General features: G+C 57.5%; 17 protein-coding genes. 5 read left to right on the top strand and 12 right to left on the bottom strand.

Annotated features, from left to right (window positions below; all coding sequences use genetic code 11):
• Positions 1-160 precede the first annotated feature (160 nt).
• Both ACR0K9_RS10485 and ACR0K9_RS10480 read left to right on the top strand, forming a co-directional pair.
• A complete protein-coding gene (locus ACR0K9_RS10485; protein ID WP_480822932.1) occupies positions 161-2,650 on the top strand; it encodes an AMP-binding protein in 2,490 nt (829 codons plus the stop codon).
• A gap of 725 nt (positions 2,651-3,375) precedes the next feature.
• Positions 3,376-4,230: a glycosyltransferase gene (locus ACR0K9_RS10480; RefSeq protein ID WP_480822930.1), complete on the top strand. Its 855-nt coding sequence runs from the start codon at positions 3,376-3,378 to the stop codon at positions 4,228-4,230.
• Between the two features lie 55 nt (positions 4,231-4,285).
• Here ACR0K9_RS10480 and ACR0K9_RS10475 read toward each other — a convergent pair whose 3' ends face one another.
• Complete coding sequence (locus ACR0K9_RS10475; protein ID WP_480531355.1) at positions 4,286-5,260, bottom strand: LysR family transcriptional regulator; 975 nt, start codon at positions 5,258-5,260, stop codon at positions 4,286-4,288.
• A 178-nt stretch (positions 5,261-5,438) separates the two neighbouring features.
• Between ACR0K9_RS10475 and ACR0K9_RS10470 the strand changes: the two genes are divergently transcribed.
• The 3 genes from ACR0K9_RS10470 to ACR0K9_RS10460 all read left to right on the top strand — a co-directional run bounded on the left by ACR0K9_RS10470 (position 5,439) and on the right by ACR0K9_RS10460 (position 8,593).
• Entirely contained in the window at positions 5,439-6,446 is a 1,008-nt protein-coding gene (locus ACR0K9_RS10470; protein WP_480531353.1) for a taurine ABC transporter substrate-binding protein, read from the top strand.
• Positions 6,447-6,524: 78 nt separating this feature from the next.
• A complete protein-coding gene (locus ACR0K9_RS10465; protein ID WP_480531351.1) occupies positions 6,525-7,331 on the top strand; it encodes a taurine ABC transporter ATP-binding protein in 807 nt (268 codons plus the stop codon).
• Positions 7,328-8,593 (top strand): ABC transporter permease, encoded by a 1,266-nt coding sequence (locus ACR0K9_RS10460; RefSeq protein WP_480531349.1) that lies wholly within the window; start codon positions 7,328-7,330, stop codon positions 8,591-8,593. The genes ACR0K9_RS10465 and ACR0K9_RS10460 overlap by 4 nt, the downstream gene beginning before the upstream one ends.
• 50 nt (positions 8,594-8,643) lie before the next feature.
• Here ACR0K9_RS10460 and ACR0K9_RS10455 read toward each other — a convergent pair whose 3' ends face one another.
• The 11 genes from ACR0K9_RS10455 to ACR0K9_RS10405 form a co-directional block, all read right to left on the bottom strand.
• The gene (locus ACR0K9_RS10455; protein ID WP_480822928.1) at positions 8,644-9,309 is read right to left on the bottom strand and encodes a D-lyxose/D-mannose family sugar isomerase; all 666 of its coding nucleotides are present in this window, start codon (positions 9,307-9,309) and stop codon (positions 8,644-8,646) included.
• Between the two features lie 13 nt (positions 9,310-9,322).
• Entirely contained in the window at positions 9,323-10,249 is a 927-nt protein-coding gene (locus ACR0K9_RS10450; protein WP_480822926.1) for a carbohydrate kinase family protein, read from the bottom strand.
• Between the two features lie 36 nt (positions 10,250-10,285).
• Positions 10,286-12,115, bottom strand: a complete 1,830-nt coding sequence (locus ACR0K9_RS10445) for a family 1 glycosylhydrolase (RefSeq protein ID WP_480822924.1) — start codon at positions 12,113-12,115, stop codon at positions 10,286-10,288.
• A 71-nt stretch (positions 12,116-12,186) separates the two neighbouring features.
• Positions 12,187-14,094, bottom strand: a complete 1,908-nt coding sequence (locus tag ACR0K9_RS10440; protein ID WP_480822922.1) for a beta-galactosidase — start codon at positions 14,092-14,094, stop codon at positions 12,187-12,189.
• Positions 14,091-14,951: an SMP-30/gluconolactonase/LRE family protein gene (locus ACR0K9_RS10435; protein WP_480822920.1), complete on the bottom strand. Its 861-nt coding sequence runs from the start codon at positions 14,949-14,951 to the stop codon at positions 14,091-14,093. Before ACR0K9_RS10435 ends, ACR0K9_RS10440 begins: the two co-directional genes overlap by 4 nt.
• Positions 14,948-15,553, bottom strand: coding sequence for a 2-dehydro-3-deoxy-6-phosphogalactonate aldolase (locus ACR0K9_RS10430; RefSeq protein WP_480822918.1), 606 nt, complete (start codon positions 15,551-15,553; stop codon positions 14,948-14,950). Before ACR0K9_RS10430 ends, ACR0K9_RS10435 begins: the two co-directional genes overlap by 4 nt.
• The gene (locus ACR0K9_RS10425) at positions 15,550-16,443 is read right to left on the bottom strand and encodes a 2-dehydro-3-deoxygalactonokinase (RefSeq protein WP_480822916.1); all 894 of its coding nucleotides are present in this window, start codon (positions 16,441-16,443) and stop codon (positions 15,550-15,552) included. The genes ACR0K9_RS10430 and ACR0K9_RS10425 overlap by 4 nt, the downstream gene beginning before the upstream one ends.
• 4 nt (positions 16,444-16,447) lie before the next feature.
• On the bottom strand, positions 16,448-17,212 hold the full coding sequence (locus tag ACR0K9_RS10420) for an SDR family NAD(P)-dependent oxidoreductase (RefSeq protein ID WP_480822914.1): 765 nt from the start codon (positions 17,210-17,212) through the stop codon (positions 16,448-16,450).
• Positions 17,212-18,918 (bottom strand): IlvD/Edd family dehydratase, encoded by a 1,707-nt coding sequence (locus ACR0K9_RS10415; RefSeq protein ID WP_480822912.1) that lies wholly within the window; start codon positions 18,916-18,918, stop codon positions 17,212-17,214. Before ACR0K9_RS10415 ends, ACR0K9_RS10420 begins: the two co-directional genes overlap by 1 nt.
• Before the next feature lie 57 nt (positions 18,919-18,975).
• Positions 18,976-20,316, bottom strand: coding sequence for an alpha-galactosidase (gene melA, locus ACR0K9_RS10410; protein ID WP_480822910.1), 1,341 nt, complete (start codon positions 20,314-20,316; stop codon positions 18,976-18,978).
• A 22-nt stretch (positions 20,317-20,338) separates the two neighbouring features.
• Positions 20,339-21,187, bottom strand: a complete 849-nt coding sequence (locus tag ACR0K9_RS10405) for a carbohydrate ABC transporter permease (protein ID WP_480531327.1) — start codon at positions 21,185-21,187, stop codon at positions 20,339-20,341.

Below are 21,187 nucleotides of genomic sequence, written 5' to 3'. Positions count from 1 at the left end.
ACGGTACGATCCGACAGGAAGGCGCGAGGGAGGTGAGTGCCATTTTTTACCCGTCAAAGCGATACAGCAGGTATCTTGTTGTTGAAAGCTCGCATTGCATCATCGAAGGTAAGCCGACTGATTTTCCAAAGACAAAAAGTGAATTTCACGAGCTAAGATTATGAGTAATACCGGCGCACATAGTCAGCCTATCTACACAGGCGTTATCGCGACAAACTCCCCCGACTATATCGAAGCCGTTTTCGCATGCTACGATGCCGGACATACCGTTGTTCCGCTAACAGGTAATTCCATTGAGTTGCCCCGGCAAATAAAGCTTCAGGACGTGATCACACCGTCATCTACGAGCGGGTGGTTGCAACGTCCGCTACCTGAGAATGCGCCGGAGGCAATAGCGCAGATCACCTTCACATCGGGTACTGAAGGCAAACCCAAGGGCGTCGCGATTCCGCACCGTTCGCTCATGGATACGGTTGAACGTCTGAATGCAATCATGCGGGTAGATGAAACTATCCGAGAATACATTGGAGTACCAGTGTATTACTCCTTCGGATTTGGCCGCTGTCGAGCTGCCTGCAAAGCCGGAGGCAGGGCTTACATCCCCAAGGATGGATTCAGCCTGGTCGAGTTTGCGGCATTTTTGCGCGATGGATCGGTTAATGCGCTCTCGGCGGTGCCCACATTATTGAGACTGGTTTTGCGCAATCCCGAGCTTTTTCAAGATTGCCGTAATAATCTCCGCTGGATCGAGATTGGCAGTCAGTACATGGCATCAACGGAAAAAGCTGCTTTGTGCGCACTGTTCCCAAAGGCCAGAATCGTGATGCATTATGGTATGACCGAAGCGTCACGCACCACGCTTCAGGTGATTTCCGAAACACCTGACGATGCGCTCGACAGTGTTGGGCAAACATATGGGAGTACCGAAGTCAGAATAGGAGATGATGGACGTATTCAGATACGAGGCCCACATGTGGCTTCCTATTACCTGGTTGATGAGGAAGAGCATTCACTGACGGACTTGGAGGGTTGGTTTCGGTCCAATGACATTGGTGAAATTCGCGACGGGCAACTGTGGTTCAAGGGTCGTGCCGACGACATTATCAATGTTTCCGGAGTAAAAGTTGCGGCAGAGATGATTGAGCAGAAGCTTCATGCGCAGATTTCTGACCCTGAACGTGTAGCAGTCACCAGCATCACTGATCCCTTACGTGGTGAGAAAGTATTCGTAGCGGTAGAACGGGCCGCGGACATTGATCTGATTGATTTGGAGCGGGTCGCAGGTGCTGTTCTTGCAGGTGTTCATCCAGCGTTCAAGGGCGCTCTGACGGTTGAACGGGTCTCAGATATTCCGCGTACAGCGACCAATAAAGTGCGTCGCAATGCACTGCGTCGTCAGGTGGCCGAGGCCACGAAAACAGCTGCTCCTGCAGTATCAAGCGCTTTAGACACTGACAAACGTCGCAGTCAGATGGACCGGGTGATCGCAGCATTCCAGCATCAATTTCCACGCGCAGAAATCGCGCCGGAATCGACACTGGAAACCTTGGGAGGTACGTCGCTTGATTATGTCGAGTTGACACTGGAACTCGAGCGAATTCTGGATCACGACCCGGGTGACTGGCACAGTTCGACATTGCGTGATCTCTGCACGGATGAAGGTTCCGGGCGATGGCAACTGCGATTTGATCAGATGGCGGCGCGCGCGGCGTGCGCGGTGCTTGTGGTGCTGGCCCATGTCATCGGGGACACCCCGATGGGAGGATTGAAACTGGCGCAGGAACATTCTCTTCGCCTCTTCAATGACTTTGCAAATTACTTCAAAATGCCGCTCTTTGCATTCGTGTCCGGGTGGTCCTTCGCTTTGCTCAATACGGCATCCATGCGGCCAAAGGACTTTGCAGTTTCAACCATTAAGACACTCGTCATCCCGACCGTTCTTACAATGGTCGCTTTTGCCGCGTTGATCAGTCAGATTGGCCGCAGTACCGGAGCCGCGGCTCCGGGGTTAGAACAGATTTTTTTGAATCCATACGAACATTTCTGGTTCATTCAAACGCTGGTTCTTCTTGTATTTGCGACTTACGTAGGAATGCGGTTACCTGGCCATGGGTCGACTTATTTCCTTGTTTCGCTTGTCGTTTTACCGATCGCGACACCCTCGTTGTTTGCAACTCCTTTCCTTTCGATAAATGGAATTCTGATACTGGGACCATTTTTTGCCCTTGGCATTCTGTTGAGCGCCTATATCGACCGGACAGTTGCATATCCATTGTTAACGATTGTGGGCGTCGGCAGTTTGTCGTTGCTTGCGATTGTTGGTGCTGCATTGATCTACCGCGACACCGGCAGCGTCCTTTTGATGCCCCATCTAGCGGGTTTTCTTGTTGGGTTGCCTCTGGTGTTCTTGTGTCTGCTATGTTCAGCATATCTGCCCTGGATCAAACGGATCGCGCCCTATACGTTCTATATCTACCTCTGGCACGTCTTCGCGACATCAGCCACACGGCGCGCGCTTTATGCGTTCGGGATCGAAGACATTGCTATTAATGTAGTTGCAGGTGTCGCGGCCGGTCTGGCGTGTCCGATCATTGCCTGCTTAATATTGAAGCGCCTCAATCTCTTTGCGATCTTTACCGGACGCTGGTGAGGGGCAGATCACACGAGCTCTGCATATCAAGGCTGGAACTGATCGAATATATTTCGATTTTTTAGAGCAAGGGCTTTGAAGGGATCATGCCCCTGTGCAATTGGAGATTGCTTGCATCCGTCGGCCGCAGGGATCAATCTGAATACTAATTGTGGTGATATGTCACGCACTGCCTATAGTAATGTTGCGGAGGTGTTTATTCGGTGTTGCTGCCACCTTTTCGAATTATCACACCTGACAGGAGGTTATCGAATTCACGAGGCTACCGTTTGCGTCTTTGGCGGTAAAATCTTCCGAGGGACGCATTTAAGCCGATATAGACCATCTAATTGGACCTTGGAAAAAATTTCTTGAACGCTTGCAACACATCAAACGAACTCATCCTGTTGCCTGTGCTGAAGGCGCATCGTGGCGACGGTGGCGGGTTGGTATTGACGCAGAAATATCTTGATGGCGCGACTGAATATGCCAAGCATTGGGACGGTCAGGTAACCACACTCGCCGAAGTTTCTCTGACTGCTTCGACCGATATGGATCATGTTGAGGTGCATAACGATCTAAGCCACCAAACCCGGATCGAAGAGCGACCGAAAGCACTTGATAATCTGATCCAACGTATTGGTGGCGCAGGTTGCGTGGTCGGATTTCTCGATCCGAGCCAGGCAGAGTTGACGCGCCGGTGCCATTCTGCCGGAATACCGCTGGTTCATGTCTGTGAATACACGTTGCGCACCGAATATCAGATCATTGAGGCGACGCGGATCAATCGGCTGGTCAAATTGCGCCGCAAGCATTGGGTCCGGAATGCCGAGCGCATACGCAGGAGCTTGCTCGGCCTGCTGGCGGGTCTGCAGTGCAATGGCGTACCGATCTATGATGCCTACAGACCCGTGCGGGAAGATGCGTTTCTGTTCTTCGACAATCGCGTCAGACAGTCCGATGTCGCGACCGATGAAGACTTGAAGAAGAAAGCGGCAAGATTGCGCGAAGATGCACCGCTTCGACTGATCTTCGGGGGGCGGTTTGTGCCAATGAAAGGTGTGTTGCATCTTCCTCGCGTTGCACATGCGCTGATGAAACGTGGCGTCGATTTTCAGCTCGACATCCATGGGTCTGGCCCAGATGAACAACCGCTTCGCGCGGCCATCCGGCGCTATGGCATCGAAGACCATGTGACGATCCATCCGCCGGTTGATTTTCTTTCAGGCTGGGTTCCGCTGTTGAAGAACACGCCGGATTTGTTCGTCAGTTGCCACCCGCAAGGCGATCCGTCGAGCACTTATACCGAGGTGATGTCCTGCGGTGTGCCGATCGCAGGTTTTGCGAACGAGGCGTTCGAGGGCATCGTATCGCATTCCGGCAGCGGATTTCTTGCGCCGTTGGGAGAAGCGGAAAAGCTGGCAGATCAGATCGCGAAACTTGATCGCAATCGCCAACTGCTGATTGATGCGGCCCGAACAGGGCGTGACTTTGCCCGGGAGCACTGTTTCGAAGCGACGTTCCGGCGGCGTACGGAGCATTTTGCAGAAGCGGCGAGTGCCTGGCAGCGCAAGATGGCTCTCAATTCGGCAAATGACTGACGGTGCCAGGGGCATAGCTTAAGCGCTACCAAGCTGGTCTCATGAATTGCCCAGTTCAACTATCCGGCATGGGGATCGTTCGAAAGTCACCTTCCAACCACGCAAAACGGGTCGTCATCGGTTCGGCTACGTGCTGTCGGATCAGGTTGAGAAGCGTGTTGTGCAGCAGCCGGGTGGTTGTATGTGGATAGACATCGGTCGTGAACAGCGACACGGTTCGCGCAAAGCTTTTGCCGGGAAACGGCAGCGCGCGCGTATCTTTGTGGAACCGACGCGCGCGAAAATAGCTGGCGGCGGTCGTGATTGCCCAACCACTGCCTTCGGCGACCAGCCCGATGATGGACTGATTGCACTCAAGCTCGAACCGGTTGGGCAGGTTGATCTTGCTTCGGGTCAGCTGGCTTTCGATCAGCTTGCCAATGTTGTGATCGCGAGAGTATCGCAGCAGCGGCAACGTGGCCTCGGAATCAAGCAAATCTTCAACCGGGCCTTCAAACGAATGCGGCAGGATCAGGATGAACGGGTCCCTGAGCAACGGAAACTCCATCAACCCTTCGACATGATCCGAAGGTCGTGCCGCTACCCCGGCATCCAGTTTTTGTGATTGAAGCTTGTCGATGATTTCATGACTGGGGCGGGTGAACTGACGAAAGTTGCATCGCGGCAGCGAAGCTGAAAGTTGTCGGAAAAGCTCTGGCACCACACGAATATCCAAATCATCGAACAGCCCCAGTCTTAGATCTGTTGCATGTTGCCAACTGCCCGAGCGCAGCTCGGCCTCGCCGCGCTTCAAGGCTATCAACCCTTCCTGTACATGGCGCTGGAACACCGTTCCCGCCGGGGTCAGGCTCATCGGTCTCCGACCGTGATCCACCAGCCTGACATCCAGTGCTTTTTCCAGACTTTTCAGATGGTTGGATACGGTGCTAATTGACAGGCCGGTCTCTGCCGAGACTTTCTGAATTGACCCAAGTTTGGAGATCAGCTGGAACACCTCCAGCCATCTGAGGCTGAGTGATTTCTGTGGCATCCAGACGCTCCTTATCTCTCGCTCATTTGGAGAAAGCGAAACAGAGTTTCGGTTTTATCGCAACAGGATTTTTATTTCTCGATTCCGCCTGCTTCCGATTAAGGTTTTCTCACTGATCCGGAGTTCGACGTGTCATCGCAGTCGGACAGACGGGACCAGCAGGGAGAAAATAGTCAAAATGATCAAAAGAAAACTGCTCACCACGGCCTTTGCCGGGATTGCTGCGCTGACTGCCTCGCAGGCGGCGGCGTTGGATGAAATCACGGTCGCATATTTCCTGGAATGGCCGATGCCGTTCCAATATGCCAAGGCAAATGGCACTTACGAGGAAGAGCTTGGCGTCAAGATCAACTGGGTGTCGTTCGACACCGGCACCGCGATGTCTGCTGCCATGGCATCGGGCGACGTGCAAATCGCGGTCAGCCAGGGCGTGCCACCTTTCGTAGTCACCACCTCGGCGGGCCAGGATATCCAGATTGTGGATGTGGCTGTCAGCTATTCGGACAACGACAACTGTGTTGTCGCCGAAGCGCTGGAGATCGATAAGGACAGTGCCAGTGAACTGGCCGGCAAGAAGGTCGGTGTTCCGATCGGTACGGCGGCGCATTATGGCTTCCTGTCCCAGATGGCGCATTTCGGAGTTGATACCAGCACACTGGAAATCGTCGACATGGCCCCGGCTGACGGTGCGGCGGCCTTTGCGCAGGGTAACCTGGATATGGTTTGTGGCTGGGGCGGTGCGCTGCGTCGCATGACCGAGCACGGCAACATCCTGTTGACCGGCGCGGAAAAGGAAGAGATCGGCATTCTGGTCTTTGACGTTACCAGCGCGCCGTCCGGCTTTATCGAAGAACAGCCGGAGTTGCTGTCCAAGTTCCTGAAAGTCACCGCAGATGCAAATGCCAAATGGAATGCCGGTGATGCCAAGGACGAGATGTTGCCGGTGATCGCCAAGGATGCGGGCATGGACCCGGCAGATGCCGAGGCCACAATCGCGACCTTCACCTTCCCGTCGGTTGATGAACAGCTGTCTGAAAAGTGGCTGGGTGGCGGTGCTCAGGAGTTCATGAAAGGTGTGGCCAACGTGTTCGTTGACGCAGGCAGCATTGAGGCGGCACTGGATTCCTATGATGGTGCGGTGAATGCCGATCCGCTGACCGCGGCCCAATCCGCTGCAACCAACTAAATCGCTGAAAAAACAGCGTGGTAGACCGGCTCGATCATCGGGCCGGTCCTCTCATAATAAAAACAGGAAGGAAATGCGATGTCCGGATTGGACATAAAGAAGGTGTCGATGCGCTTTGACCTGCCCAATGGTGCGTCAGTGCAAGCCCTCAAGGACGTTTCGCTTAGCCTCAAAGAGGGTGAGTTGATGTCCGTGCTGGGCCCGTCGGGGTGCGGCAAGACAACTTTGCTGAACATTCTGGCCGGGTTTCTTGCACCGACCTCGGGCACCGTTGAACTTAACGGTCACGTTGTCACTGGCCCCGATGCCGAACGCGGAATGGTTTTTCAGAAGGGCGCGCTGTTTGAGTGGATGAACGTGCGCGACAATGTGGAATTCGGCCCCCGCATGAAAGGCATGCCCAGAGCCCAGCGGGAAAAGATATCGGACCACTTGCTGGAAGTCGTGGGTCTGCAGGACTTCAAGGAAAAGGCGGTTTACGAACTGTCCGGCGGTATGCAGCAGCGTGTTGCGCTGGCCCGCTGTCTGGCCAACGAGCCGGATGTCATTCTGATGGACGAACCTTTGGGCGCTTTGGATGCGCTGACACGCGAAAAGATGCAGGGTCTGGTGCTGAAGCTCTGGAAAGAGACGGGCAAGACCATCATCCTCATCACCCACTCGGTTGAAGAGGCCCTGTTGCTGGGCGAACGCCTGATCGTAATGGCGCCTCGACCCGGGCGGATCCACAAGGAATACAATCTTCCTTTTGCGGAACGCGGCGTGAATGCGGACCTGCGTGACGTCAAGAAATCCGAAGGCTTCGCCGAAAAACGCGACGAAATCCTGTCGATGATCTGGGAAATGGAAGAAGAGATCATGGGGCGGACGGAGCAGGTCGCATGATTGTCCTTCTTTTCTATATCGGTCTCTTTGCCGGCGCATTCTTCATCGTGTACGCCTTGCGGCGTGGCCTGCATGCGCGTCAGGACTTCACCAGCCTCAAGACGGTAACCTTCGGGGATGAAAGCGCTGTTCGCGCGGACAGGGCGGCCTCGATCATCTCGGTGGTGGTGATCTTTCTGATCTGGGGGGCTTTCACCGGCTCGAAGATCATGCCGATCCACGTACCGGGGCCATTTGTTGGCGAGACGCAGTTCACTTATACGCTGGAACATCCCGACGGCAGCACCGATGATGCGACGGTGTTCGTGCGCGTTCCGGCCTTCGGCGAAGAGGCGGAAGATTTCGAGGTTGAGCCTGGCAGCGGCTTTGCCAAGGATGTGGCCTTTGCAGCACCCGCAGGCCGGTCCTCGACAATTCTGTTCGACAAGAATGATGAGGTGACCCGCAAGGATGGTGCCAAGATCATTGCGATCAATGGTGCACCGATAGGCCCGGATGACACAATTGACACGGGTAATGGTGAAGTTCGGCTAACCGGCAAGGGCGCGATCAGTTTTACGCCCAAACAGGGCCTTCAGATGAACCCGATCTGGCTGCCCGCACCGGAAACGGTTGTCGCGCGGTTCTTTGAAATCGCAAGCGAGGGATATCAGAACTTCTCGCTGTGGCAGCATCTGGGCTGGTCATTGCTGCGCGTGATCGCCGGGTTTGTCGCCGGTGCGCTGGTCGGGATACCGCTGGGCTATGCGATGGGCCTGTCCGGCTGGTTCCGTGGCTGGTTCGATCCGATCGTCGAATTCATGCGTCCGGTGCCACCCCTGGCGCTGATCCCGCTGGTCATCATCTGGTTTGGTATCTGGGAGACCGGCAAGATCGTCCTGCTGTTCCTGGCGGCGCTTTGGATCATGACCATCGCTGCGCGTGCAGGGGTTTCCGGGGTGAATATCTCGAAAATCCATGCAGCCTATTCGCTTGGGGCCTCCAAGTGGCAGATCATGCGTTATGTCATCGTGCCCAATTCGCTGCCCGAGATTTTCACGGGCGCCCGGGTGGCTATGGGCGTTTGCTGGGGTACGGTTGTTGCTGCTGAACTGGTGGCAGCCCAGAAAGGCGCCGGGATGATGATCATCGCTGCGTCCAAGTTCCAGCTGACTGATATCGTGATCATGGGGATCGTTCTGATCGGTGTGATTGGCTATGGCATCGATATCCTGATGCGCAAGGCTGAAAACTGGCTGGTGCCGTGGAAAGGCCGCAGCTGATCTGTCGGATCACAGCATAGATGCGGCTCCCGAATAATTTCGGGGGCCGTTCAGTAATCGGATACCAGCAGAAATTCCGGTGCGGTGTCTTCTTCGATGCTTGCAAAGCGCGGGATCGGGTCTTCGAATACGTTGTCCGTGCGGTCATCGTTCACGGTCGAGACCTCACCAATCAGACAATCGCCCTGCTCGGCCCAGAAGGCATGCCAGATGCCTGGCATCAGGGTGACACTCTGACCCGGTTTCAGGCGCAGAAATTCACCGGGTTTTATGGTGATCTGGCACCCGTCGCTGGGAACAACGACCGGCGTTTCACGGTCGATACCACCGTCAGAATCCGAGGCATAAATCTCCATCACCAAATCACCACCACCACGATTGATGATGTCTTCAGCCTTCAGGATATGCCGGTGCATGGGCGAGAGTTGCTTTTCGCGCGAGATCAACAGTTTCTCGGCGTAAAGCATGCCGCGCCCTTGGTTCAGATCCTTCACATCTCCGTTGCGCAGGGTGAACAGAAACAGGCCCAGCTCGTCGAACCGGCCTTGGCCATAGTCGGTGATATCCCAGCCCAGACCCCGGTCACGGATACCCGCTGCCTCGTCACTACGCATTTGCTCGGGTGACCACTCGGCAAAGGGTGGCAAAACAGCTCCAAACGAGTGGATAAAGGCTTGTGCCTCAGCCTTGATGCGGTTGATGTCGGATCGTTTCATGGTCTCGTGCCTGTCAAATTTCATGCGCCCAGGGCGGGTTTGCCCCGGCACGGGATACGGTTATGGCAGCCACCTGTGCGCCCAGTTCCAGCGCTGCTTTCAAGTCATTCGCCGGGAGGGATCGCAGTGCCGTTTTGCTGAGATGTCCGGCCCGGTCCAGTTGAGCAAGAACGCCAGCGTTGAAGGTATCGCCCGCACCAACGGTATCGATGACATCGACCTTTTGAGCCGGGGCCGAGACCACTGAACCATCAGCAAGATAACCCGTTGCGCCATCACCGCCGCGAGTGATGATCACTACCGAGGGTCCGGCTTGCAGCAACAGAGGTATCTTCTCGGCATGAGTTTCCGGGCCGGGGATGATCCAGTCGAGATCCTCGTCCGAGACTTTGACGATATCGGCCTGCGCGATCATCCGGTTCAGCCGGGTGCGATAGCGTGTCTGGTCCTTGATGAAGCCCGGCCGAATGTTCGGGTCCAGCATCACTGCACGGTCTGCACCGTGACGCTCCAGCAGCGCCGCATAGGCGTCTGCACAGGGCTCGCAGGCCAAGCTGATCCCGCCGAAATACAGTGCCGAGATCCCGGGCAGCTGATCCGGCATGTCTTCGGGCCGCAACATCCGGCCCGCCGAGTTTTCGTCGACAAAGCTATATGTCGCGTGACCGTCCTGAAGCTGCACAAAGGCCAATGTCGTCGGGCGATCCGAGCGGATGGTATGGCTGGTTGACACATGGCTGATCTGCAATGTGGCGGTCAGTTGTTCCCCGAACATATCGTTCGAAAGGCCGCTCAGAAGCCCGACTTGAGCCCCTAATCGCCCCAACGCAATCGCGGTGTTGAAGATGGCCCCGCCGGAATGCGGTACAAACCCGTGTTCGCCTGAAACGGTCGGGGCGGCAATCATGTCGATCAGGGCTTCTCCGCAGCACAGGATCATCCTGCTGTCCTTTCCTTTGGCAGATCCATCGGGACCCTATTGCTCAAGCGCATTCTGGCAGAAATTGTTAGCGCCAACAATGCCGCACTCTTCCTGTTCCGAGACATAGACGTTTATCCCCTGACGCAAAGCATTAAACCGACCGCCCGCATTGAAGGCACGCAGGAAATCCTGTCCGAATAGCCAGCGGTTCTTTTCGGCAACGCCGCCAACCAGAAACACGCCGCCCGTTGGAACCAGAGCCACCGACAGATCCCCAATGATCGCACCGAGATGTTCGGTAAACATGCGCGCGGCTTTGACGGCGCAAGGATCCGTGCCATCCTGCGCGTCCTGCAGGATGTCCTTTGCGGACCGCACAGCGGGTTCGGCCAATCCGTGCGCCATCCCGATAGCCTGATACAGAACCGGCAGGCCCGTGCCGCTCAGGAACATCTCGGCCTCCATCACGAGGCTGTCGTCGAAAAAGCATTCCGGTACGATGCGCCGGGCGGCCTCGAAGATTTCGACCTCATCGCGATGCCGTGGCGACAGACCCATATGTCCGCCTTCGCCCGAGGCCGTGTGGAAATGCCCTTCGGACCAAATCAAAGCGCCGACGCCCAGTCCGGTCCCTGGTCCCACAACCAAACGGGTTCCCATCGGAGGTGTGCGTTCCCCTTGCAGAACCTCAACATGATCACCGGTGATTTCGGCCACCGACCATGCAGCCGCAGTGAAATCGTTGATCACGAAGGTATGGTGCGCACCGGTGGCCTGGGCGAGTTCATCTTCGGTCAGCACCAGATTGGCATTGGTAAGGCGAATGGCACCATCCTTTACCGGACCGGCACCTGCGGCAACCACGGCGCGCGGATCGGTGCCGATTTCATCACGCAGGCTGTGCAATGCCTCTTGTAAATCGGACAGTGTACCTGTCGGGTGTTTTTGCAGATCCGTCAGTTCTCCGTTGGTGACGACGCCCAACCGCGTGTTGGTGCCGCCGATATCCGCCACAAGGTTCCAATGGGCGTGCACATGGCTTTGGGGTCTGACCCATGGCGCAGGGTGCGACTGATCGGTCAGGATGGTCATAAGCTCTGAGTTCTGAGAATTTAGGAAAACACCTGTGATCGGCATACTCTGTCGAAGCGCGTCTTGCACCGCATCCAGCTCACGCCTCAATTCAGTCGGGGCATCACCATCCAGCGTGACCATTAGCGGCAGGTCATGGGAATAACCCTGTTTAGTGAGGAGATTTGGCAAGTCTTGCGCCGCAAGGTCATACCAGTCCACCGGTTCAGCGATGATGGCAAGATCGTGCTGCCACGCATCTGGCAGATGGGTGACACATTCGCCGAGCAGTGATGCAGGATAGGAGCCGCCGATGATCGCTTCCCGTACGTGGTTCAGTTCTGTGCCAATATTGGTCACGCCAAAACTGCGCATTGCTTGCACCGCATGGCCATGGGCCAGCAACTGGAGATGCAGGCTTCGCGTGTTGCTGCGTTGGTCATTTCCTTGGCAAGGGCAGGGGCCAATGGTTGCGACGCTGAACAAAAGCTCACCGGTCCGGGCCACGACTGTTTCGGCGAAATCAGCAAAGCGTTTGGCGATGTCCCGATTGCGCCATCCGCCAAGATCTTCCAGTGCGGCGGGCAAAGTTTCATGCCCGAGCGTTATGCAGGGCCGCAGCCCGTGTTCCAGTACCAGATCAATCTGCTGCGCAAGGCGATCCAGGGCCTCGGTGTCCAGAGAGTGCCCATCCGGCTGAATCTGGTTCCAGTGAATGTGCAAGCGATAGCTGTCGAATCCGCGTGCTATCTGCGCAGGTTCGACCGCACCAAACAGGAATCCATCGGGAAAGTCTGAACGGGTGTATTTCATCATTGCAACCTGTGGGGCGTGACCTGCGCATGCCACCTAGCAGGTTATGTTAGCGTTATCTACCCTTATGATTAAGGCTGTCGGCGCGTTTGGAACACAACGTCGCAACCGTCGATCCGGATGTCCTGCCAGACGACAGGGTCTGCATTGTAGTTGATCAGAACCTCATGGGATGCTGTCTCGCGCCGCCGCAAACCCGGCGGCATCTGTACCATGAGTAGATTTGTCTGCGTCGCTGCCATGGCGATGATTCTGTCCCAAAGAGGCTCATCCGGGAAACCGCCCAGATACCAGAAGTTGGCATCCCCCTTTAGAACCGCCTCGCCGTTGGTAAAACTCAGCAGGTCGGGTGCGTTTCCAGACAGGCGCTCGGCCCAATGAATAATTGCGCCGCCGCCCTGAACCGGGCGTTCGGTGCCGGGGGGCAGGGTCTCGACCAGATCGACCGAACAATTCAACGCCGACAGGCCGGGGCGACCGAGATCAGGAATGCGGAATTCGGGCGTGATAGCGCCGGTGCGCGGGCCGAGGATTGCGAGTTTGGCTTTGCGCAGTTCCTGTTGCAACTCCTCGCAGATACTCGCAAGACCGGGCGCCAGGATCAGGTTATACCCCTCGGGCAGCGGATCTGACGCAGAGAGAATATCCACGGAAAGTCCAGCGCGCCGCAGCGCCTGATAGGCCGAAAACACAAGGCGGAAATATCCAAATCCCGCGCCCTGAGGTTGCGTCTCCCACGCCCAGTCCGAGGCATAGTCGAACAGGATCGCCACAGGCGCGCGTGCGGGGACAATCTCTCCAAGCTCGGCCAATTCATCGGCGGTCTGTCTGGCCTCGGCCAGAGCGGGGGCATCGTCGCCCCACGGGGTCAGAAGGCCCGCATGCATCTGTTCTTGCCCGAACGGCGCCTGCCGCCAGCGGAAATAGCTGACAACTTCCGCGCCATGCGCCACCGCTTCAAGTGACCAGAGGCGTACCATGCCGGGCAGCGGGGCAGGGTTGTAGGGTGCCCAGTTCACCGGGCCCGGCTGTTGTTCCATCACCCAAGAACGTCCACGGCCAACCGCGCGGTAGAGGTCGTGGTGAAACGCCTGCATATCCGGATCGCCCTGCTGCAGGAAAGCTGACTTGTGGGCGTCATCAGCCTCAAGCCGGTCGGACAGAAAGCCAATCGGATAACTGTCCCACGTGGCGATATCGAGGTCCTTGCCGACCTCGAAGTGATCAAACTCCAACACCCGGCCCATATAATTGTGCAACAACGGCGCATCAGTCAGCGGGCGCAGCGCATCGACCTGTGCTTTGTTGAAGGCGACAACCTGATCCGAACTGAACCTGCGGAAGGCCAGAACATGAGATGGGTTGGGTTCCGTAACTGTCAAATTGGGCAGGTCGATCTGGTCAAAGCTGTTATATTCCATCGACCAGAACACATTGCCCCAAGCCTCATTCAGCGCCTGAACCGTCCCATAACGCTCCTTCAGCCAGCCCCGAAAGGCCTGCAGCGCCACGGGGCTGTAGCTGAGCGCCGTTTCGTGACAGCCATATTCATTATCGATCTGCCACGCGGCGACATGTGGATTGCGCCCATAGCGTTCACCCATGATCCGCGCGATCCGCACGCTTTCAGCAACATAGCCTTCATGGCTGAAACAGTAGTGCCTGCGCGATCCGAACTTGCGCGGGTTGTCTTGATCGTCAAAGGCCAGCATGTCGGGGTGCTTATCCAGCATCCAGCGGGGTGGCGTCGCTGTGGGAGTGCCCATAACAACCTTCAACCCGGCTGCACCGAGCACTTCAACCGCGCGATCTAGCCAGTCGAATTGCAGATCGTCGGGCGTTGGCTCCAGCCGACTCCAGGCGAATTCGCCGATACGAACCCATTTCAGGCCTGCCCGCACCATACGCTCTGCGTCTTCGGACCACTGTGTTTCGGGCCAGTGCTCCGGATAATAGCATACGCCAAGTTCGGGTTTCATAAGCGGACCTTATGTTCCATTTGTCCCTGCGCAACGTTTCGCGCGCAAAGGGTCATACCGTTGGTTGGGTTTGAACTCAGGACGTCCTCGTCCAGCCCTTGTCGGGCTGAGGTGCAGAACAGAGTGGTCAGGTCATCGCCTCCGAATGCGGGGCAAGACGTGTGGAGGGCGTAGAAACCGACTGCGCGTAGAAACTGCCCGTTCGCGTTATAAGCGGCCACACGGCTGGCACCCCATTGGGCGATCCAGATATTGCCTTGTGCATCCACGACCGCACCATCAGGGTTCAGACCTTCTTGCGTGAGGTCGAGAAAGACAGCTGTGCCCCCTTCGGGCCATCCGGTTTGCGCGTTCAACTGCCATCGCATGACCTGTTTCGCGACTGTGTCGCAAAAATAGCCACACGACCGATCGGGCGCAAAGCTGATCGCGTTCGAGATTGTGATGTCCCCGACCAAACGCCTCAGCTCTCCCTGCCAGTAGCGATAGATCGATCCGGCGCCGGGCTCGGCCTGCTTGCCCATGGTGCCAATCCAGAACCCGCCCCATGGGTCAGCGCGCCCGTCATTAGAACGCGTGATCGTGTTGTCCGCCTCAAGCGGCGCTACCAGTTCTTTCTCGCCGGTTTCCAGTCCAAACCGCCAGAGCCCGGTTTCAGACGCAATCAGCAGCGTGTCGCGATCAACCCAGCCTGCGGCCGAGACATGCTCATCAAACTGCCAGACCTGTCTGTTGTCCCGCTCACGCGACATCAGGCGTTTGCCGATAATGTCGAACCAGAACAATTGCCGTCGTTCGGGGTGCCATAACGGCCCTTCACCCAGTTCACAGGGGCGATCGTCAAAGATCTGGCTCATGCGGTGGCCTCGTCATAGGCCGCGACGATCTGGCGGGCGCGTTCGGAGATATCCCCGACCGACATGCCGGGTTTATATAGCGCGGACCCGATGCCAAACCCATCTGCGCTGGCCTTTATCCAGTCCCTGAAGTTCTCAGGCCCCGCCCCGCCAACCGCAAACACCCGGGTTCCGGCAGGCAAGATCGGCCGCATCGCGGCAAGACCCGAGGGCCCGGCCATGGACCCCGGAAACAGCTTCAGACCGCTCGCACCGGCCTTAAGCGCCGAAAAGGCCTCGGACGGGGTGAACACGCCGGGCCAGCTTTGAAGACCAAGACTGCGGGTGTGAGAGATGACGTCGACGTCGCAATTGGGTGAAACGATCAGCTGACCTCCGACCGCGGCCACGGCGTCGACTTCATCCTGCTTCAGGACAGTACCAGCGCCGATCAGGGCGTTCTCGCCATATTCGCGCGCCAGAACGCCGATACTTTCCAACGGGCCGGGCGAGTTCAACGGCACTTCGATCCGGTCGATCCCGGCGTCGATCAGCGCACGTCCGACGGCGGCGGCTTCGGGCGGGGTCAAACCGCGCAGGATTGCAATGATGGGCCGGCTCATGCGGTTTCCTTCGTCAGCGACCGGGCCTGTTGCAAACCTGCAAGTGTAGCGGTTGTGGCATCTGCTTTTTCAACCATCGCGCCTTGTTGCTTAAGCGCTGCGGCATAGGCGTTGGTCATATCTTCTGATCCGACAATGGCCAGTTGCTGACCCAACCAATAGGGCCGTGTCGCTGCAAGTTCCGCGCCGATCAACAGGCCGGACAATCGCGCCCGCGCAACTGACTTGCTTTGTCCATGCAACAGGTCGGCGGCGCGAAGCCCGAACAGGCGCGCAGCAAGCTGTTCCGGTTTGGACAGGGCATCAGCGACCGCTTCGCCAAAGCTATTGTCATCCCATCCGTCCCCGACCGAGTGCCGCAGGACCGATTGCCCGCACAGCAGGTCGAACATCTCGCCCGTCATGAAGGTGCGGAAACTGATCACTTCTCCGGCGCTGATCTGCACCCATTTGGTATGGGTGCCGGGCAAACAGATGACGCCGTCCCAATTTGGACGCCCGGCCAGATAGCCAGCAATCTGTGTTTCTTCACCGCGCATGACGTCCGCAGGGTCGGTTTGTTTCAGGCCGGGTACGACAAAGGCGCGAATACGGGGGTCTGTATTGGGGACGCGGATCGGAGATGTTGGCACCGGGGTCGAAGGGACAGTGACATAGGGTGCCTCGACCCAGCCTTGCCTGGCTCCGACCATGCCGCAGGTGATCACATCCACAGGAGCGGCAGGGAGCCAGGGTTCAATCAGCGCCATCAAAGCCGCTTGAAAGTCGCCGCCGGCTGTTTTGGACATGCCATCCTGTGATTGAGCATGGTCCAGAATGCGGTCATTCTGCATGGCCCAGGCCCTCAGGCGGGATGTTCCCCAATCAACTGCGATCCAATCCGTGTTCATATTGTCATCCCGTTGTCACCACACCGCCATCAACCACCATGCACTGGCCGGTCATTGCATGGCTGGCCTTTGACGCAAGAAACAGCGTCGGTGCAACCATGTCTTCGGGTGTGAGGTGTTCTTTCAGGCATTGTCGTTCCAGATGCGCGGCCAGATCTTCGGGTGTGGCCCACATGTCCAACTGCTTCTGGGTCAGCACCCAGCCCGGGGCCAGCGCATTCACCCGGATGTTCTGCGGTCCCAGTTCGCGCGCTAGTGACCGGGTCATGCCGGTGATCCCCGCATTCGAGGTCGTGTAAATCGGATAGCCGGAATTGCCCATCATATAGCTGATCGAGCTGAAATTGATGATCGACCCGCCCTGATCCATCTGCCGGGCAGCTTCCTGACAGGCGAAGTAATAGGCTTTGAGGTTCACCTCAATCATCCAGTCCCAGAACTCAGAGGTGGTTTCTTTTAGCCCGTGGCGTTTGTCATTGGCCGCGTTGTTGACCAGCACGTTCAGCGGACCATGCGCTTCGGCAGCCTTTTGCATGGTGGCGTGCAGTAGTTCGATGTCCGTCATGTCACCCTGCAGGAACAGCGGAGCGCGGCCATGCTTGTCGCGCATTTCGTCGACAAAGGCACTGGCGTCGGAACGGCCGATGAAGGCGACATTGGCTCCTTGCGCCATGAACCCATCGGTCAGCGCGGCCCCAACGCCCGAGCCACCGCCGGTGATATAGACCGAAGCGCCGTTCAGATCGTGGAATGTAGCGGGCTGTGTCATCAATGGCTCTCTCTGGTGACAAGGCGGGTATCTTTGCCGACAAGAAAATCAAGGTCAGCCCCCTGATCGGCTTGCAAAACGTGATCGATATACAGTTTCGCGTAGCCGCGCGTGTAGTGCGGTTGGTCCGGTTGCCATTCAGCACGGCGGACGTCCAGTTCCTTTTGATCCACCAGCAACTCCAGCTCGCCTTTGCTGGCAGAAACACGGATGCGGTCGCCAGTTTTGACCAGCGCCAGTGGGCCGCCTGCCTGCGCCTCGGGGCTGACATGCAGGATGACGGTGCCGAAGGCGGTGCCCGACATGCGCGCGTCCGAGATGCGGATCATGTCGCGCACACCATCTTTCACCAGCTTGGCCGGGATCGGCATGTTGCCGACCTCGGGCATGCCGGGATAGCCTTTGGGGCCGCAGCCCTTGAGCACCAGAATGGTATTGGCCGTCACTGGCAAGTCGTCACGGTCGATATTGGCCTTCAGGTCTTCGATATTCTCGAAGACGTAAGCCTCGGCCTCGGTTTCTAGAAGCGCGTCGGTGGCGGCCGAGGGTTTCACGATGGCCCCGTTCGGTGCCAGATTGCCGCGCAGAACGCGCAGCCCGGCGGCGGGTTTTACCGGGTCATTGAACGGGCGGATGACGTCGGTGTTGAAACACTCGGCCCCCTCGTAATGGGCCGAAATATCCTTGTTCAGCACCGTTTTTGCGGGACGCAGGAAGGGTTTGAGTTCGTTCAGCACAACCGGCACACCGCCTGCATAGCAGAAATCCTCCATCAGGTATTTGCCCGAGGGCATGCAGTTCACCAGCAGCGGGATATCGGACCCAATCTCGAAATCCTTCAGCGTCAGATCCACGCCCACGCGACCCGCCAGCGCCAGCAGATGCACTACCGCATTGGTCGACCCTCCAACGGCGGCATTGGTCAGGATGGCGTTTTCGAACGCCTCCTTGGTCAGAATGTCCGAGGGCTTGAGGTCTTCGTCCACCATCTCGACAATCCGCTTGCCGGTCAGATGCGCCAGAGCCATGCGGCGGGCATCAACGGCGGGCAGGGCGGCATTGGTTGGCAGGCTCATGCCCATCGCCTCGACCAGCGAGGCCATGGTGGACGCGGTGCCCATGGTCATGCAGACCCCGGCGCTGCGCGACATGCCGGATTCGGCGTTCATGAAATCCTGCAGGGTCATCTCTCCGGCCCGGACGGCCTCGGAGAACTTCCACACATCGGTGCCTGAACCGATATCCTGACCGCGATATTTGCCGTTCAGCATCGGACCGGAACTGACCACGATCGAGGGTAGATCGACAGAGGCCGCGCCCATCAACTGCCCCGGCGTGGTCTTGTCACACCCGCCCAGCAGAACCACGCCGTCGATGCCATAGGCGCGGATGGATTCCTCGACATCCATCGCAAGCAAGTTTCGGAACAGCATGGCGGTGGGCTTCATCTGCGTTTCGCCCAGCGACATGACCGGGAATTCGACCGGGAAGCCCCCGGCCTCCCATACACCGCGTTTGACGCCTTCGGCGAGGTCACGCAGGCCCGAATTGCAAGGGGTCAGTTCCGACCATGTGTTGCAGATGCCGATGACCGGACGGCCATCGAAAGCGTGGTCAGGGAAACCCTGGTTTTTCATCCATGACCGATGGATGAACCCGTCCTTGTCGAGCTTTCCGTACCAGTGCTGTGAGCGGCGTTTTGTCATTTTGGCGGGGCTTTTCGTGGCTGCGGTTGGAAGTGAGTATTTGTGAAAAGATGAAGATCAGGCGGCGCGCGCCGGGCGGCACCAGTCGGGCAGCCAGTCTGCATGGGCGGTCAGAAGATCACTCACCAGATTGCGGATCTGGCGCAGGTCAAGTTCGGCGGCAGTGTGCGGGTCCATCATGGCGGCGTGATAAACGAATTCCGGGTTCTGGTCGACCAAAGCACGAACCGTCAGTTCCTGCACATTGATCTGGCTGCGCATCAGGGCGATCAGTTGTGGCGGGATGTCTGTGACCACCGACGGCTGTACCCCGTTGCCATCGATCAGACAGGGGGTTTCCACCGCCGCGCCCATGGGCAGTTGCGGGATTTGCCCGGTATTGGGCAGGTTGCCATAGGCCACGTAAGGCGTATCCGTCACGATGGCATTCATCAGGTCGGCGGCAAATTCATGGCTGCGAGTGACCTCGATATCACGGCCATCGGTCAGGGTCTTGGCCTGTTCTTTCCAGCTTGCAACCTGTTCCTCGCACCGGGTTGGATATTCGTCCAGCGGGATCGAGAATTGCTCGATCAGATCGGCACGTCCGTCCTTGATGAACCACGGCACGTATTCGGCCAGATGTTCCGAGCTTTCGGTGCAGAAATAACCCAGATGATCCATCACCTCATAACGTACTTTGTTGGGGCAACGCGGCATCAGAAGGGGTGGCTTGGGCAGGTGCCCGCTGGCATAGCCGCGCCGCAGGGCGGGGTAAAGATCGCGGCCCTCATGGTCTAAACGCAGGAAAAATGCGACGTGGTTGACGCCAGCGACCTTGTAGCGGATCTCGTCTTTGGGCAGGTCCAAGTCATGGGCCAGTTCCTCGACTGTGTTCTGGACGGAATGGCACAGGCCTACCTGCTTCAAGGCCGGAAACCGTTCCTCCAGTGCCCATGTGTTTATCGCCATGGGGTTCACATATTGCAGTAAGGTCGCATTGGGGCATAGTTGCATCATGTCCTGCGCCACATCCCAAAGCACCGGAACCGTGCGCAGCCCGCGCATGATGCCGCCAACGCCCAGCGTATCGGCAATGGTCTGGCGCAACCCGTATTGCTTGGGGATCTCGAAATCGGTCACCGTACAGGGCCTGTAGCCGCCAATCTGGAAGGCGGTGATGACGAAATCCGCCCCTTCCAGCGCCGCGCGTCGGTCCGTGTGGGTAGAAACCGTCGCGCCAGTGCCAACCGAGCGGATCATGGCGCGGGCCACCGCCTCGCTTTCGGCAAGGCGCTGCGCATCGATATCCATCAGCGCAAAGTGGCTGTTGGCAAGGGCCGGGGTCAGCAGTGCATCGCCCACGATATTCTGCATGAAGATCGTCGAACCTGCACCGACAAAGGCGATCTTGGTCATAGGGCATACCTTTGGCTTGACGTTATTTTACGGCACCGAGGGTCAGGCCTGCGATGAAATGTTTCTGCATCAGGAAGAACATGGCCACCGGCGGCAGAGCTGCGACGATTGAACCGGCGCTCATCAACTGATAGGCGGCGCGGAATTGCGCATTAAAGCTAGTGATCCCGGCCGTCACTGGCTGGCTTTCGGCGCCCTGGGTCAGCACGACGGCCCAGAAATAGTCGTTCCAGATGAAGGTAAAGATCAACACACTGAGCGCCGCAATGGCAGGCTTCATCAGCGGCAGAACCACATACCAGAAGATGCGCCATTCGCTGATCCCTTCCACCCGCGCGGCCTCGATCAATTCAAAAGGCAGGGCGCGGATGAAGTTGCGCATGAACAGGGTGCAGAATCCGGTCTGGAACGCGATGTGGAACAGCACCAGACCGGTTTTGGTGTTGTAGAGGCCCAGTTCCAGCGTCAGATCGCGTACCGGCACCATAAGGATCTGGAAGGGCACGAAATTGCCCGCGACGAACATGAAGAAGATCCACAGGTTCGATTTGAACTTGTAGATGCCCAGGGCAAACCCGGTCATACAACTGAGCGCAACGGCTCCGATCACGGTCGGTATGGTGATCAGGAACGAGTTCAGCAGGTACCGCGGCATGTCCGAGTTGAAAAAGACCTGCCCATAGTTGAACGCGCCTTCAAAACTGGAGGGCATCCCCCAATAGTTGGCGTTTGTAAAGTCTGCCGCGGGTTTGACCGAGAACAGGGCGACCGCCAGCAGCGGGCCCAGCCACAGCAACAGAGCGAGCGGCAGCATTGCCTGATAGGTGATCTGCGCCGCGCGGGGTTGTTTTTCGATGGGTGTGGGAAACAT

Source organism: Ruegeria sp. L12 (assembly GCF_056531745.1).
Note: the sequence above shows the minus strand (reverse complement) of the source record. Positions and strands in the feature narration are given on the sequence as shown.

Coding starts and splice junctions, on each gene's coding strand:
- ACR0K9_RS10435 (WP_480822920.1), bottom strand. CDS start 14,951: ATGAGCCAGATCTTTGACGATCGCCCCTGTGAACTGGGTGAAGGGCCG.
- ACR0K9_RS10415 (WP_480822912.1), bottom strand. CDS start 18,918: ATGACAAAACGCCGCTCACAGCACTGGTACGGAAAGCTCGACAAGGAC.
- ACR0K9_RS10465 (WP_480531351.1), top strand. CDS start 6,525: ATGTCCGGATTGGACATAAAGAAGGTGTCGATGCGCTTTGACCTGCCC.
- ACR0K9_RS10460 (WP_480531349.1), top strand. CDS start 7,328: ATGATTGTCCTTCTTTTCTATATCGGTCTCTTTGCCGGCGCATTCTTC.
- ACR0K9_RS10445 (WP_480822924.1), bottom strand. CDS start 12,115: ATGAAATACACCCGTTCAGACTTTCCCGATGGATTCCTGTTTGGTGCG.
- ACR0K9_RS10405 (WP_480531327.1), bottom strand. CDS start 21,187: ATGTTTCCCACACCCATCGAAAAACAACCCCGCGCGGCGCAGATCACC.
- ACR0K9_RS10485 (WP_480822932.1), top strand. CDS start 161: ATGAGTAATACCGGCGCACATAGTCAGCCTATCTACACAGGCGTTATC.
- ACR0K9_RS10475 (WP_480531355.1), bottom strand. CDS start 5,260: ATGCCACAGAAATCACTCAGCCTCAGATGGCTGGAGGTGTTCCAGCTG.
- ACR0K9_RS10455 (WP_480822928.1), bottom strand. CDS start 9,309: ATGAAACGATCCGACATCAACCGCATCAAGGCTGAGGCACAAGCCTTT.
- melA (WP_480822910.1), bottom strand. CDS start 20,316: ATGACCAAGATCGCCTTTGTCGGTGCAGGTTCGACGATCTTCATGCAG.
- ACR0K9_RS10450 (WP_480822926.1), bottom strand. CDS start 10,249: ATGATCCTGTGCTGCGGAGAAGCCCTGATCGACATGATTGCCGCCCCG.
- ACR0K9_RS10440 (WP_480822922.1), bottom strand. CDS start 14,094: ATGAAACCCGAACTTGGCGTATGCTATTATCCGGAGCACTGGCCCGAA.
- ACR0K9_RS10425 (WP_480822916.1), bottom strand. CDS start 16,443: ATGAACACGGATTGGATCGCAGTTGATTGGGGAACATCCCGCCTGAGG.
- ACR0K9_RS10470 (WP_480531353.1), top strand. CDS start 5,439: ATGATCAAAAGAAAACTGCTCACCACGGCCTTTGCCGGGATTGCTGCG.
- ACR0K9_RS10430 (WP_480822918.1), bottom strand. CDS start 15,553: ATGAGCCGGCCCATCATTGCAATCCTGCGCGGTTTGACCCCGCCCGAA.
- ACR0K9_RS10420 (WP_480822914.1), bottom strand. CDS start 17,212: ATGACACAGCCCGCTACATTCCACGATCTGAACGGCGCTTCGGTCTAT.